The sequence below is a fragment of the Myroides oncorhynchi genome, from assembly GCF_020905415.1.
In the GTDB taxonomy this organism is placed as follows: domain Bacteria; phylum Bacteroidota; class Bacteroidia; order Flavobacteriales; family Flavobacteriaceae; genus Flavobacterium; species Flavobacterium oncorhynchi_A.
The window spans coordinates 137453-151932 of the sequence record NZ_JAJJMP010000001.1; the positions used below are offsets into that span (position 1 = coordinate 137453).

Consider the following 14480-nt stretch of genomic DNA (forward strand, 5'->3'; position numbering starts at 1 on the left):
CTAACTTTGGCAAACCGCAGGATTTTCCAAATAGGCACAGAACGAGCCATAGCTTATATACGGTGTTGTGCGTTCGTAATTATTTTTTTTTGTTCAAGAAATAATCAATTGATATTTATATAGCAATCCTTCTAGTTGAAATGCAGAAAATTTTGCTTTTTTAAGTTTGTTAAATTCAGGGTCAATAGCGAAGTTTTTTGCATTTCTAAAGTCCGCCTTTTCAAGTATAGTATTTAAAAACCTCGTTCCTGTAAGGTCTGTGTCATTAAAAACTGCTGAAGATAAATCCGATTCAGTAAAATCTGCTTCTTTAAGAGAACATTTTACAAAGTGCGTATTCTTTAACTTTGTCCCAAAAAATGTACAATAATCCATAATACAATTCTCAAATCTGAAAGAAAATGCAAAATTGTTGCATCTTGTAAAATCAATTCCAAGAATTTTGCTTCCTATAAAGCTTGCGTTTCTAAAACCCGTTCCTTCTATTTCTGTCATTGAAAAGTTACAGTCCTGAAAAGTGCATTCTTCAAAACTATTTCCTCTCAAGTCACTTTTTACGAAAATGCACGATATAAACTTACATTTAAAAAATTCTCTATTTCTTAATGTTTTTCCAGAATAATCAACATTTTTAAATTCTTTGTTCTCGTGAGTTATTATTTCATTTGTCATTTTTATATTTTTCTAATTTTGAGTGAGTTTTTCTATGACGCACAACGGGAAACGCATTGGCGAAGTGGCGGATAAATTGGACAAAAAGTTCAATTTAGCGAGAACGTAGCCGATGTGTTTCCACAGAGCTAACTTACAAATAAAAAGCGAATGTGGAACACATTCGGCGGAATAAAATGCAGAAACTTTCAATTTAGCACTTAACCTGCCATTTTGCCAATGCGATGTTATGTGAAGGAATTTTTAGTATCTTTGTATTCAAATAATTCACATTTTATGTATTTCAGCAAGCCTTGGTAATTAAAAATTAAAGTAAATTATTAAATCGTCTTTTTGAGACGGTTGCTATTTGGTACGTTAATTTTTAATTTAAAATAAGGTAATAATGAAAAATATAAAACCCTTAACTTTTCCGTTTAATTCGGAAAATAATACATCCATAAAACAAAGTCTTTTTCGATTTCGAGAATATTTTGATTCTTCTACAATTGTTGGTTTAGGCGAAAACGCACATTTCATAAAAGAGTTTTTTACATTCAGGCATCAAGTTATTGAGTTTTTAGTAACTGAATGTGATTTTGACACCTTGGCATTTGAGTTTGGTTTTTCTGAAGGATTAGAAGTTGATAAGTGGATAAAATCACAAATTCCATTCGACGATTTGGATAAGTTACTGTCACACTTTTATTATCCAAATGAGTTTAAAGATACTTTGCTATGGCTTCGTCGGTATAATCAAGACAATAATAATCAAATTACCTTTTTAGGTGTGGATATTCCTAAAAATGGAGGTTCTTATTTTCCAAACTTTCGTATTGTATCTGATTATTTGCAAAGACTTTCAATCGTTTCTTCTGATGTCTTACAGAAGATTTTAAATCTTGCTGAGAAATTTGATTTCTATTCGACTTCTCAGCTTGCGTTAAATTTATCGCTTTTTGATGAAGCTGAACATAATGAATTAAAAGCATTGCTATTAAAAGTTTACATTCGTTTGATTACTCTTCAACCAAAATTAGAAAGTTTAGAATTTCAATCGATAGTTCATCAAGTTAAAGGCTTGATTTATATGAATTATAATGCTGATGCTATGGAAAGTTTCATTACTGAAAGGGGAATTGAAGGAGATATGGGAGCAAAAGACCAGTATATGGCAGAAAGCATTGATTGGTTTTTGAAAAATTCACTTGGTAAAAAGATTATTTTGGTTGCCCACAATGCTCACATTCAAAAAACTCCGGTAGATTTTGATGGATTTATTAGTTGTTATCCAATGGGGCAAAGACTTTCGATGACTTTTGGAGAAAAATATAAAGCATTTGCAATAACTAATCTACGTGGAGAAACTGCGGCATTGTATCCTGATAATGATTATCAATTTGGCTTTAGGGTTGATAAATTTCCACTTGATTTTCCAGAGTCGGATTCTGTTGAATTTATTATGCAAGAATTTGGAGGAAAAGAATGCTGTTTACTAATGAACAGAAGTACGGAATTAAAAAATTGTAATAAGATTCGATTTGATTCGATGTGCCTAAAAACTGAAATAGAAGAAGCTTTTGACGGAATTTTTCTAATAGAAAAATCAACTGTTTCAGAAGTAGTGGATTGAGAATTTATAAATTTAATTTCGAAACGGCACTTTCTTTTTGGAGGTGCCGTTTTATTCTTTCACATAACGGTTCTCAGCTATACGCAGGCAGGGATTTTAACCACTGAACTTCCTACGAAGAACTGAACTTCAAATTTACCACTTTCCTGTCTTACGAAGCACGAACCCCCTGCTTGCGTATAGGTGATGTTATGCGGTCGGCTTTCATTTTCTCTTCTTTCTCGTTAATTTGTCAAGCAAAGTTACTAAATTTGCAGTAATGACAAAAAAGAAATTGCCCGTTCGTTTTACGGGTCAGCACTTTACTATTGATAAAGTGCTAATAAAAGATGCAATAAGACAAGCAAATATAAGTAATCAGGATACGGTTTTAGATATTGGGGCAGGCAAGGGGTTTTTTACTGTTCATTTATTAAAAATCGCCAACAATGTTGTTGCTATTGAAAACGACACAGCTTTGGTTGAACATTTACGAAAATTATTTTCTGATGCCCGAAATGTTCAAGTTGTCGGTTGTGATTTTAGGAATTTTGCAGTTCCGAAATTTCCTTTCAAAGTGGTGTCAAATATTCCTTATGGCATTACTTCCGATATTTTCAAAATCCTGATGTTTGAGAGTCTTGGAAATTTTCTGGGAGGTTCCATTATCCTTCAGTTAGAACCTACACAAAAGTTATTTTCGAGGAAGCTTTACAATCCATATACCGTTTTCTATCATACTTTTTTTGATTTGAAACTTGTCTATGAGGTAGGTCCTGAAAGTTTCTTGCCACCGCCAACTGTCAAATCAGCCCTGTTAAACATTAAAAGAAAACACTTATTTTTTGATTTTAAGTTTAAAGCCAAATACTTAGCATTTATTTCCTGTCTGTTAGAGAAACCTGATTTATCTGTAAAAACAGCTTTAAAGTCGATTTTCAGGAAAAGTCAGGTCAGGTCAATTTCGGAAAAATTCGGTTTAAACCTTAATGCTCAAATTGTTTGTTTGTCTCCAAGTCAATGGGTAAACTGTTTTTTGGAAATGCTGGAAGTTGTCCCTGAAAAATTTCATCCTTCGTAGTTCAAAGTCGGGTGGTTGTCAAGATGATTTTTTTGGTTTGGTGTCGTCTTTTAAGCTGCCGCATAACGGGAAACGCATTGGCGAAGTGGCGGATAAATTGAACCGAAAGTTCAATTTAGCAGTGACGTAGCCGATGTGTTTCCACAGAAGCTAAATTATTAAAAAAAAGCTGAATGTGGGACACATTCGGCGGAATAAAAAGCACAAAAGTTGAATTTTGAACTTAACCCGCCATTTTGCCAATGCGATGTTGAACTGAACAAGGGAAATGAGCGGTATCCTGCCAGACAGGATACCGACATTCACGAGGTTTCGATGGTTAGTGCGCCGCATCGGAGCGGGCCTGCTACCAGTCGTCGGTTAGACGACTGGCGACTTCTCGGTGGCAGCCCCACGGAGCCGAAGGAGCACCAGCCCCAACGAAACCAGTACCGCCATCGCCGTGGCGTAACAGATCACGGGCCACGCTGTGTCACCGTTTAAAAGTGCCACCGCCAATGTCCCGACAATGCTGACTATCAGGCTTTGAACGCAGAAGTAGAACGCGACCGCTGATCCCGCGATGTCGTCGAACTCTGCCAAAGCGCCGTTCGCGGTAACGGACACCGTGAAGACAATACCGACCGCGACAACCCACATCGGTAGGATGAAGGTGAGGAATGACGGCGAGCCGTAAAGTTCGCCGATCCCCAACAGGACCGCTCCGCAAACAAGCAACGCCATCCCACGCGCCACGCATCCTGCGATGCCCCATCTGGCGACAAAGGACTTCGCGAAACGGGTTGTCACGATCATTACAAGCGCGACAGTGGCGAAGGCAAAGCTGAATCCGATCTCGGAATATTCCGCTTGGCCTATGAGCACACGGGGAGCCGTCGAGAAGAAGACGAAGTAGGTGCCCATACCGGCGCTAAAGCCGACAGTGTAAACCCAAAAAGCCGGACTCGCGAAGATCGGCAAGACAGATCGGCGCGTCTTGACTTGATCCAGAGGGCGGGTTTCGTGCCACCTGAAACCCGCATTTAGGAGTGCGAGCATCGCCAGTATAGCCAAAGTAATGAATATCGCCTGCCATCCCAAGAACTCGCCGATCAATACTCCGGCGATAGGGCCGAGCGCAGGCACGAACGCCAGCATCGAACTGAAAAGGCCGTAGATGACGACACCCTCAGGACGGTTGGCATAAACGTCGCGAACCGTCGCGAACGTCGCCACCAGCATGGCCGACGCGCCCACTGCTTGAAGTAGACGGAAAGCGACAAAGGCCGGTGCAGTTGAAGACCAAGCTGCTCCCAGAGACGCAATGACGAAAGCCGTTGCGCCCGCAAGTAGAATTGGCCGTCGCCCGATTCTGTCTGAGAGCGGACCAAAAATCACCTGGCCCACGCCGAGCATCACCATATAGAGGCTCAACGTGAGTTGGATCATAGCGGGCGTCGTGTTCAGGATGCCGGGCATCGCTGGAACGACAGGGAGATAAATATCCATCGCCAGTGAAGCGAGGATGTCGAAAGGAGCCATCAGCAGCAGTGCTGCCGGCAGCGTATAGGCCCACGCGGGGCGTTGTTTTTGTTTATCAGTCATTTATGTGTTTTTCTATTCCATCAATAATTGATTTCCAATCATCAACGTGTAATTCGTGTCCTGTACCTTCAAGGGTGATTAGATTTGAACCTTTTATTTTTTCTAGTAAAAAACCTGCATTCTTATAATGCCAAATTTTGTCGTCTGTTCCGTGGATAATTAAGGTGGGTTGTTTGATTTCGTTTAATCTGTTCCAATATTCTTCACCACCACCACCTTGCGATGCAGCGTGATTGAACATACTTATATAATTGTTGGCTCTATTGAACTCAGCTCTTATCAGTTTTTCACTTCTTTGTTTGTCAAATTGTTTCTTGCCACTCATTAATTCTGCACCCTGAATTAAATAGTTTACCACACTGTCTTCATTTGTCCAATTGACTGTACCTGCTTTACTATGGAAATCTAAAATACTCGTGTCCATTTCAGGTATAGTTGGGTCTGAGTCTCCCCAAGGGCCTGATGACATAAGAGTTAAGGAGTTAACTCTGTCGGCAAACTTTATTGATGCTATTTGAGAAATTAGTCCGCCCAAAGAAATCCCCACAAAATGTGCTTTGTCAATCTTGTAGCCATCCAATATTGAAATAGCGTCATTAGTTAAGTCAACAATATCGTATGGAGTAGAACCTGGTTCATAATTAGTGGATTTTCCTACATCTCTGTTGTCGTAACGAATAACAAAAAATCCTTTTTCAGATAATTGTTGGCAAAATTCAGTGTCCCAATACAGCATTGATACGGTTGCACCTGCTACCAAAAGGATTGCTGGATTTTTCTTATTTCCAAAACTTTCCGTACAGAGTTCAATGCCGTTTGTTTTAATTATTTTCTCTTTCATTTCTGTTTTCCTTTGTTTGCAACTGATTATTATCAGTCCTAAAATTAATATCCAAAGTAGTTTTTTTTTCATTTATCAATGTTTAACTGTTATGCTGGTATCTTTCACAATGCCCGCTAACGTTTGGCAAATTGGCGATGGAGCCGACTTTTAGCACAAATGTTGAATAGAATTACTAATCTTCAACATTGCACAAAAGTTCAATAGAAGTACTTCACCGGCTCTATTGCCAATTTGTTTGTTATGTGCCGTTTTATTCCATTTTATACATTTAACAATTGCTGAAACGTAAAGTCGGGTTTAAACATTTCAATTTCGTTTTGAGTTGATTCTTCTTGTGCTTCTTTGCCATAGATAAACATTTGCTGTTCATAATTTTTAACAGCCTCTTCAATGCTATTAAATTTTCCATCGGCTAGATTATCAGACAATATCAAGGCATCCACCAACCCACTATTTACTCCCTGCCCTGCAAAAGGCGGCATCAAATGTGCGGCATCCCCAATCATTGTTATGGGTAATGGGCGCTTGCTTTTCCAAGGCTTTTCTAAAGGAAATATCCGTGTAGCCAATCCTACAAATGACAACGTCGTATGAATCAATTCTTTGTAGCGTTCGTCCCAATCGGAAAATTCTTTCAGAAGAAAATCAACGACACTATTTCTGTTTTGAAAATCTACCTGCGTTTGGTTTTTCCATTCATCAGGTGTTTTAAAACTTATTCCAAAATGCAATGCACCATTATTATTGGGGTTAGCAAATAATAAATTACCTTGGTGAGATGCCATTAGCCGGTTTCCATTGCATAGCTGAAAAAATCCAGGACAGTTTATCTCTGGTTGATGAATATCGGCTTGTATATTGAAAGTACCTGTTTCTTCAACTTCCGTGTCGGTAACAAATTTTCTTACCTTGGACATCCCGCCATTGGCAAGAATAACCAAATCTGCTGTTTCACTCGGTTTATTCTCAAAAGTTAGTGTCCACTTCTTCTTACCAGGTTCAAGCATAACAAGTTTTCTATCCCAAATAACCGTGTCGTTTTCTAAACTATTCAACAAGATAGCCCTTAAGTCATTTCTGTTTATTTCAGGATTGTCAAATCGATTTTCGGGCTTTACATTTTTTGTGGATAAAATATTGCCTTTTTCATCAGCAATATTTACACCCATTGGTAAGGCTAAGTCATAATAAGTTTGTAACAATCCCGCTTTTTTCATTGCTTCCTGACCTGAACCTTTGTGTAGGTCAAGGGTTCCACCAAAAATTCTTGCCTCTCGGTCGTTGTCTCTTTCGTAAACTGAAACGTCTATGCCGTTTTGCTGTAATAATTTTGCCATAGTCAGTCCAACGGGTCCACCACCAATTATTGCAACGTTCTTATCACTAAGTAAATTCATTTGTTTGTCTGTATCTATTCGCATTGTCATTCAAAAATGGCACATAACATTGTTATTTCACGAAATAAAACACGGTGTAGTTTCGTAAAATAACACCTATATGCGCATTTCGTAAAATCTGTTGCTAATATAATTACTTTTTTTGTAAATTAGATACTTAGTAAGTTATTTTTTGTGGATAGCGAAACAAAATAGGTTAAATTAGATTTATTTAAGTATGGATAGCGAAACAATATTAAAAACCTTACACGACCGATTGCAAGTGCAACGCTACGCCAATAATACCATAAAATCGTATTGTGGTTATGCACAAATATTCTTAGAGTATATGAATAAATATCGTACGCTCAACGAAATACCTATTGCTGAAATAGAGGGTTTTATTAATGAAAAAGTATTTCAAGACAATATTAGTGCATCTTATCAACGCTCTTTAGTTGGGGCAATTAAGAAGATTTATGAGTTGGTCAATAATCAATCGATAGAGTTAAATTATTTATATCCTAAACGAAAATCAACCCAACTGCCTACTTTCTTTTCTCAAGAAGAAGTGAGAAAAATATTAAATGCTACAGAAAATTTAAAGCATAAAGCAATTCTTACCACTATTTACAGTTGTGGATTACGCTTAAGTGAGTTAATAAATCTTAAACTAACCGATGTAAAATCCGACAGTAATTTACTATTAATACAACAAAGCAAAGGGAATAAAGATAGGCTAGTAGCTTTACCTGATAAGTTATTAAGTTTGTTGCGAGAATATTATATTGAATATAAACCCAAAATATTTTTATTTGAAGGAACTAATGATGAGCAATACAGCGAAAGAAGTGTTCAGTTAGTTTTGAAAAAGTCAATGAAAAAAGCCAATATTGTAACAAAAGGCAGTGTGCATACTTTGCGTCATTCATACGCCACACATTTAATAAAAAGCGGAATTGACATTCGGGTTGTACAAGAATTATTAGGGCATAGTGATATTAGAACAACCATGATTTACACTCATATTACAGATGTAGATAAGAAATCGACACCAAGTCCATTAGATTTTTTGTAACCTAAATTAAAAAACCCAACTTTACATTTTTGGGTGTAAAATTGGGTGTTTATGCTTTAACTGATTAAGTATCAGTGTTTATTGCGGAGAAAGAGGGATTCGAACCCCCGGACCTGTTACAGTCAACAGTTTTCAAGACTGCCGCAATCGACCACTCTGCCATTTCTCCTTTGGTCTACACTACTTGTGTATTGCGAGTGCAAATATAGGCACTTCATTTAGAAATGCAAAAAAATATACACTAAAAAACACACTTTTTTTGCCTACTAAAACTAACCTACTCTATAGTAAATATTTATACTGACTAAAAAAGGTCTTAATAAGTATAAAACTTACTAAGACCTCTAGATTTTCCTGTACCACATGAAATTTCTAGTACTGTATATATTCTGTTATCTCTAGACCATATCCTGTCATTCCTACTCTTTTTCCTTGAGCTGAATTTGATAGTAATTTAATTTTCGAAATATTCAAATCGTGAAGTATTTGAGCTCCAATTCCGAAGTCTTTCTCATCTCCTGATAACTTAGGAGTATCAAGATCTAACTTCGCTCCAGTGTTTTTTAGCATAGCAAGTCTATTTAAAAGACTAGCACTATAATCTTCTTGGGTGATAAATAAGATTGCTCCTTTATCTGCTTCATTAATCTTGGCAAAAGTATTCTCCATACGGATACTTAACTTTCCACTTAAAGCATCAAGGATATCGTTATTACCTATTGTAGAGTTGATACGAGTAAGAACTGCTTCTTGCCCGTTCCAATCTCCTTTAGTCAAAGCGATATGTACTTGGCCATTTGTGTTTTGTTGGTAAGCTCTTAATCTGAAACTACCATATTTAGTATCTATCTCAAAATCTTCTTTCTTTTCTATAAGGCTATCGTGTTTCATTCGATATGCCACAAGAGCTTCTATAGAAATAATCTTCAAATCCCACTTCTTTGCTACCTCCATTAACTGAGGTAAACGAGCCATAGAACCATCTTCATTTAATATTTCTACTAATATTCCTGCAGGCTTAAAACCAGCCAATCTGGCTAAGTCAACTGCAGCCTCCGTATGACCAGTTCTCCTAAGCACTCCACCTTCCTTAGCTATTAAAGGAAATATATGACCAGGACGTCCTAAATCATCTCCTGTAGTCTCTTGTTTTACTAAAGACTCTATTGTTTTGGCACGATCGTATACTGATATACCAGTAGTACATCCATGTCCTTTTAAATCAATCGAAACAGTAAATGCTGTTTGATGAAGTACTGTATTATTATTTACCATTGGATGCAAGTCTAATTCTTGACATCTTTCCTTTGTAAGGGGAGCACAGATAAGTCCTCTTCCATGAGTAGCCATAAAGTTAATCATCTCAGGAGTTACCATCTCTGCAGCGGCGATAAAATCACCTTCGTTTTCACGATCCTCATCATCTACCACTATGATTACTTTTCCCGCTTTGATATCTGCGATTGCTTCCTCGATAGTGTTTAATTGAATGTGATTATGTGACATTATTTTAGTTGTTTTTGTTGTTCTCTGTTGATTTAATCTCTTCTTTATTTGCTTTGAATCGCATTTTTGCTGAAACAAATAAATCTTTTATTGTATCTAAAGACAAGCTAAAGCTGACATCCCCGTTATCCTTAGTTGCTTTATACGTTAAATAAATAGCTAGAGGCGTAAGTGCCAATGAGCCTATCCAACCACCTAAGAAGGGAATAATACCATCCTCTTGAGCCATTTTCTTACCAAAAGTATTAATGAAATGATAAGTAATAAAAATACCTACTGCAAATACAATTGGTAATCCAATACCTCCTTTTCTAATAATAGCTCCTAACGGCGCCCCAATGTAAAACATAAGGAAACAAGAAAAAGCAATTACAAATTTCTCATATAATGCAAGCCAGTGATCATTAATCCTCTTTACTTGGTTTAAAATAGAAAGATCATTACTCTCAGTGTTGAAACTAATATTATTAGTATAATCTATAGCAGATTGTAATATTCTACTTTGATTGTCATAAGTAAACCCTTTTAAAACATTTTCACCTATTTCAGCTATCTTTTTGTCTTTTTTACCAAGGCTATCGACATTAACTGTATTCACAGTTAAAACATTCCCTAATCTTTGGGTAAGATTATCAGCATTTGATGCTTTCTCTGTTATCATTGCTTTTTGAAGAGAATCAATAGTATAGCTAAGCTCACTTATATTAAGCATACCATAAGTATTGGTGATTTTCTCATCATCTTTACCTTCATTTTGAAAACTACTCAAATCAATATTCATTGTGTATTTTTTAAAATGTGTTTTTACAAAAGGATATTTCTTTGCCTCTTCATAATTCTTTGCTGTAACATCATCATAATAATTACCATCAAACAAATGAAGTTTCAAAATATTAGAACTTTCCTCAGTTTCCAGCTCACCATTGATAGATCTAATAACAGTTTTATTTTCATAACCTGAATTAGACTTCACATGCATCGTTACATTATCAAGATATTGTCCTTTATCTCCCGTTTTTTGGTCAACTTTGATATTGACTTGACCTAAATCATTAAACTGCCCAGCAGCTATAGCCATCGCTGGTTTAGTCTGAATAATCTCCTTGCGAAGATTTAAAAACTTATACTCAGCCTTAGGAATAACATCATTAGCAAACCAAAATGATACCCCTGCTAATCCAAATATAAAAATAGACAGTGGACGCATAGCTCTTTTCAAAGAAATACCTGAGGCTTTCATCGCTGCGAACTCGTAGTTTTCAGCAAAACTTCCAAAAGTCATAATAGAGGCTAATAAAACAGAAAGAGGCAACACTAGCGGTACCATCTTAGGAGAATAGAATAGTAAAAACTGGACAATGACTATCAAATCAAGATCCTTTCCTGCTAATTCTGAAATAAATAGCCAAACTCCTTGTAGGATAAATATAAAGTATAAAATAGCAAACACTGTTAACAGTGTTGATATAAAGCTTTTTAAAATGTAACGGTCAAGTATTTTCACTTAAAATATTCTAGTCTATATTGTTGATGTAATAGTTAGGGTACAACGACTGTGTAAAGGTAAAGTGATTTTTCGACATTGTCTGATTTGTTTTGAAAGAATTAACCGTCAATGTAGATTTACCCCCATCTTTATTCACCTGAATTTTATTATATATTTCTTTGCTACTAGAGTCTATCCCTAAAAAAACTTCTTTTATAACTGATTTTTTATCAGTTGGTATCAGTTTAATATATTGTATTTTTCGCCCATTTACATTTTGCAAGATATCCCATTGAAAGCTATATCCTTGGTTAAAAAAAGTAAGCATCTGAGATGGCAATATCCCATCAGGTGATTTTGAATCAAATTTTGATACTGTCACCTCTTCATCTTCTTTTGATATCGTATAAATCTTTTTTCCATCATAAATCTTTTGAATTCCCATAAAAGACAGATTATATAAATCCTTCTTAATATCTAACGTTCCTTTACCTTCAAAGTCCTGTTTGGTATTCTTATCATTCTTCTGGGTAAAAGAGAAGTTTATAGAAATATTATCATAACCATTAATTTTATTAGTTACTTCTGTTAAGTAATTTTTTGCTCGTTGACTACTCTGTGCATTCGCTGCTATAGCAAATAGAGCAACTCCTATAAATGCAATAATCTTCTTCATCATTTTTTATTAATTGTTATTTTCTTCATTATCAAAAAACTGATCTAAGGCTACCAAGTCAGGAATATTTACAGAACGCGCTTTACTTCCTTCAAACGGTCCTACTATACCTGCTGCCTCTAACTGATCTATTAATCTTCCTGCGCGATTATATCCAAGCTTTAATTTTCTTTGTAATAGTGATGCAGAACCTTGTTGCGCAGTTACAATAATAGATGCTGCTTCTTTAAACAATGAATCTCTTTCACTTATATCAATATCTAAATTAGTACTTCCTTCTTCTCCTACATACTCTGGTAAGATATATGCCTCGGGATAAGCTTTCTGCGATCCTATATACTCTGTTAGTTTTTCTACTTCTGGAGTATCTACAAAAGCACACTGTACACGTACTAATTCATTTCCTTGTGTATACAACATATCCCCTCTACCGATCAACTGATCCGCTCCTTGTTGATCTAGAATAGTTCGCGAGTCAATTTTAGAAGTTACTCTAAATGCTACACGGGCAGGAAAGTTTGCTTTAATAATACCTGTAATAACGTTAACAGATGGTCTCTGCGTTGCTATAATTAAATGTATACCGATAGCACGTGCTAATTGTGCTAAACGCGCGATAGGAGTCTCTACTTCTTTACCTGCTGTCATAATCAAATCCGCAAACTCATCTACTACTAACACAATATATGGTAGAAAACGGTGTCCTAGTTCAGGATTTAACTTACGCTGCTTAAACTTCTCATTATACTCCTTTATGTTTCTCACCATAGCATCTTTTAACAAACTATAGCGATTGTCCATCTCAATACAAAGTGAATTCAATGTATTAATAACTTTAGTATTATCAGTAATAATAGCTTCCTCTGAATTAGGCAATTTAGCTAAATAATGTCTTTCAATTTTATTAAATAACGTTAATTCTACTTTCTTAGGATCAACCAAAACAAATTTAACTTCTGCTGGGTGTTTTTTATAAAGCAATGATGTCAATAATGCATTTAGACCTACTGATTTACCTTGTCCAGTTGCTCCTGCCATTAACAGGTGAGGCATTTTTGCTAAGTCAACAACAAATGTCTCATTAGAAATAGTCTTTCCTAATGCTACTGGCAACTCCATCTCGGCACTTTGAAACTTAGGAGAAGCAATAACACTTCTCATAGATACCATAGATGGACTATTATTAGGTACTTCTATACCTATAGTCCCTTTGCCAGGAATAGGAGCGATAATACGAATACCTAAGGCTGAAAGTGACAGTGCAATATCATCTTCTAAATTTTTAATTTTCGAAATTCTAATACCTGCTTCTGGAACAATCTCATACAAAGTAACTGTCGGACCAACAGTTGCCTTTATTTGTGCTATCTCTATTTTATAGTTGCGCAGAGTATCGACAATTCTGTTTTTATTCTCTTCTAATTCCTCTTGATTAATTGTAATTCCAGAACCACTGTATTCTTTTAAAAGTTCAATAGAAGGAAATTGATAATTTGACAATTCTAAAGTAGGATCAAACTCTCCAAAATCTTGAACCAATTTAGCAGCCAAATTCTCTTCTAAACTCCCCTCTTCTTTTATTTCTTCAATCACAAAATCGTTTGTTGATGATGCTATTGGTTTGGAAATTTTGCTTTCTGACTGCTTTACAGAGTTATGATCTAATATTAGTTCAGAACTATTTTGTATTGTAGGTTTTATATCTTTTTGTTCTACTATAGTAGATTTTGGTGTAATCAATTCTGGTTCCTCATAGATACTAAAATCCTCCTCTTTAATAGGTGTATTTTTATTTTCAATATTTTGAGTACTATTATTAGTATCACAAACATCCTTATCTATCGGATGTGAAGCCTCTTTTTGTTGATCAAAATCAACAGGTACTTCTATATGCTTCTTTTTAAACTTCTTAAAATGTAAAGGTAAATTCTCTAATCCTTGTCGTATTGATGCAGGAGAAAGTTTAAATCTAAACAATGAAAAAACAATAGCAAAGAAAAACAATAATAATACAGTTCCAGCAGTTCCTAAATAATCAACAAAATACAAGTTTAAATCATAACCTACCACACCTCCTAGCAATGGATTACTACTCCAAAAGAACCCCAAAAAAACTGATAATAACAACATGGAAAATAGATCCCAAAAAATCACCTTTTTAATTCTTCTAGCAGGAATACTAAAAAAAGCATATATACCTGTATGTACCAACATCTTAGAAAAGAAAAAAGAAGCCAAACCAAATCCCTGATAAACAAACACATGAGCTAAATACGCCCCAAGTTTACCCAGCCAGTTAGATACTTCTACCTGTCTATTTCCTAATAATTCTAAATTGCTTTGATCTTCTATTCCTGTTATCAAATATGAGATAAAACTCAATGTCAACGCAATACCACTAATAATTAGAAGTATAGTAATTAAAAATCTACTATTAATATGAATAGTAGTATCGAATTTTTTTGATGTATTATTTGATTGGGCGGTTTTCTTTTTTGTAGTATTCTCTTTCTCCATTTTATTTATTATTGGCAATATGGCTATATTGTTCTGCCTAAACTAATAGCATAGACTAATATAAGACAA

The 14480-nt window shown here is 35.5% G+C and carries 11 protein-coding genes and 1 tRNA gene; 3 read left to right on the plus strand and 9 right to left on the minus strand.

The genetic code is table 11. The features are described 5' to 3' along the window. Positions 1–93: 93 nt before the first annotated feature. Positions 94–672, minus strand: coding sequence for a pentapeptide repeat-containing protein (locus tag LNQ81_RS00485; RefSeq protein WP_182628772.1), 579 nt, complete (start codon positions 670–672; stop codon positions 94–96). Between the two features lie 385 nt (positions 673–1057). Here LNQ81_RS00485 and ere(D) point away from each other — a divergent pair, with 385 nt between their 5' ends. Further along, positions 1058–2284 carry an EreD family erythromycin esterase gene (gene ere(D) / locus LNQ81_RS00490; protein WP_009040233.1) on the plus strand — a complete coding sequence of 409 codons (1227 nt, stop codon included), beginning with the start codon at positions 1058–1060 and terminating at the stop codon, positions 2282–2284. A 259-nt stretch (positions 2285–2543) separates the two neighbouring features. After that, the gene (gene erm(F) / locus LNQ81_RS00495; protein WP_182650836.1) at positions 2544–3344 is read left to right on the plus strand and encodes a 23S rRNA (adenine(2058)-N(6))-methyltransferase Erm(F); all 801 of its coding nucleotides are present in this window, start codon (positions 2544–2546) and stop codon (positions 3342–3344) included. Positions 3345–3704: 360 nt separating this feature from the next. On the opposite strand, the gene floR is transcribed toward erm(F), so the two are convergent. From floR to LNQ81_RS00515, 3 genes are all read right to left on the minus strand, one after another. Further along, positions 3705–4928 carry a chloramphenicol/florfenicol efflux MFS transporter FloR gene (gene floR / locus LNQ81_RS00505; protein WP_014053560.1) on the minus strand — a complete coding sequence of 408 codons (1224 nt, stop codon included), beginning with the start codon at positions 4926–4928 and terminating at the stop codon, positions 3705–3707. After that, positions 4921–5841, minus strand: a complete 921-nt coding sequence (gene estT, locus LNQ81_RS00510) for a macrolide hydrolase EstT (protein WP_046701559.1) — start codon at positions 5839–5841, stop codon at positions 4921–4923. The genes floR and estT overlap by 8 nt, the downstream gene beginning before the upstream one ends. 191 nt (positions 5842–6032) lie before the next feature. Continuing rightward, on the minus strand, positions 6033–7199 hold the full coding sequence (locus LNQ81_RS00515; protein WP_008651082.1) for a tetracycline-inactivating monooxygenase Tet(X2): 1167 nt from the start codon (positions 7197–7199) through the stop codon (positions 6033–6035). Positions 7200–7386: 187 nt separating this feature from the next. Between LNQ81_RS00515 and LNQ81_RS00520 the strand changes: the two genes are divergently transcribed. Beyond that, positions 7387–8226, plus strand: coding sequence for a tyrosine-type recombinase/integrase (locus LNQ81_RS00520; RefSeq protein ID WP_006260881.1), 840 nt, complete (start codon positions 7387–7389; stop codon positions 8224–8226). Positions 8227–8310: 84 nt separating this feature from the next. Here LNQ81_RS00520 and LNQ81_RS00525 read toward each other — a convergent pair. The 5 genes from LNQ81_RS00525 to LNQ81_RS00545 all read right to left on the minus strand — a co-directional run bounded on the left by LNQ81_RS00525 (position 8311) and on the right by LNQ81_RS00545 (position 14411). Continuing rightward, a tRNA-Ser gene (locus LNQ81_RS00525) sits at positions 8311–8395 on the minus strand. Positions 8396–8598: 203 nt separating this feature from the next. Further along, the gene (ribB, locus tag LNQ81_RS00530; RefSeq protein ID WP_229944213.1) at positions 8599–9732 is read right to left on the minus strand and encodes a 3,4-dihydroxy-2-butanone-4-phosphate synthase; all 1134 of its coding nucleotides are present in this window, start codon (positions 9730–9732) and stop codon (positions 8599–8601) included. A 4-nt stretch (positions 9733–9736) separates the two neighbouring features. Next, positions 9737–11236, minus strand: a complete 1500-nt coding sequence (locus LNQ81_RS00535; RefSeq protein WP_229944214.1) for an LptF/LptG family permease — start codon at positions 11234–11236, stop codon at positions 9737–9739. A gap of 10 nt (positions 11237–11246) precedes the next feature. Next, entirely contained in the window at positions 11247–11894 is a 648-nt protein-coding gene (gene lolA1 / locus LNQ81_RS00540; RefSeq protein WP_229949216.1) for an outer membrane lipoprotein periplasmic chaperone LolA1, read from the minus strand. Positions 11895–11903: 9 nt separating this feature from the next. After that, positions 11904–14411 carry a DNA translocase FtsK gene (locus tag LNQ81_RS00545; protein WP_229944215.1) on the minus strand — a complete coding sequence of 836 codons (2508 nt, stop codon included), beginning with the start codon at positions 14409–14411 and terminating at the stop codon, positions 11904–11906. Positions 14412–14480 lie beyond the last annotated feature (69 nt).

Excerpts from the sequence above, each read along its gene's own strand:
- LNQ81_RS00485 (WP_182628772.1), bottom strand. The coding sequence starts at position 672 with ATGACAAATGAAATAATAACTCACGAGAACAAAGAATTTAAAAATGTT.
- floR (WP_014053560.1), bottom strand. The coding sequence starts at position 4,928 with ATGACTGATAAACAAAAACAACGCCCCGCGTGGGCCTATACGCTGCCG.
- estT (WP_046701559.1), bottom strand. The coding sequence starts at position 5,841 with ATGAAAAAAAAACTACTTTGGATATTAATTTTAGGACTGATAATAATC.
- LNQ81_RS00515 (WP_008651082.1), bottom strand. The coding sequence starts at position 7,199 with ATGACAATGCGAATAGATACAGACAAACAAATGAATTTACTTAGTGAT.
- LNQ81_RS00520 (WP_006260881.1), top strand. The coding sequence starts at position 7,387 with ATGGATAGCGAAACAATATTAAAAACCTTACACGACCGATTGCAAGTG.
- ribB (WP_229944213.1), bottom strand. The coding sequence starts at position 9,732 with ATGTCACATAATCACATTCAATTAAACACTATCGAGGAAGCAATCGCA.
- lolA1 (WP_229949216.1), bottom strand. The coding sequence starts at position 11,894 with ATGAAGAAGATTATTGCATTTATAGGAGTTGCTCTATTTGCTATAGCA.
- LNQ81_RS00545 (WP_229944215.1), bottom strand. The coding sequence starts at position 14,411 with ATGGAGAAAGAGAATACTACAAAAAAGAAAACCGCCCAATCAAATAAT.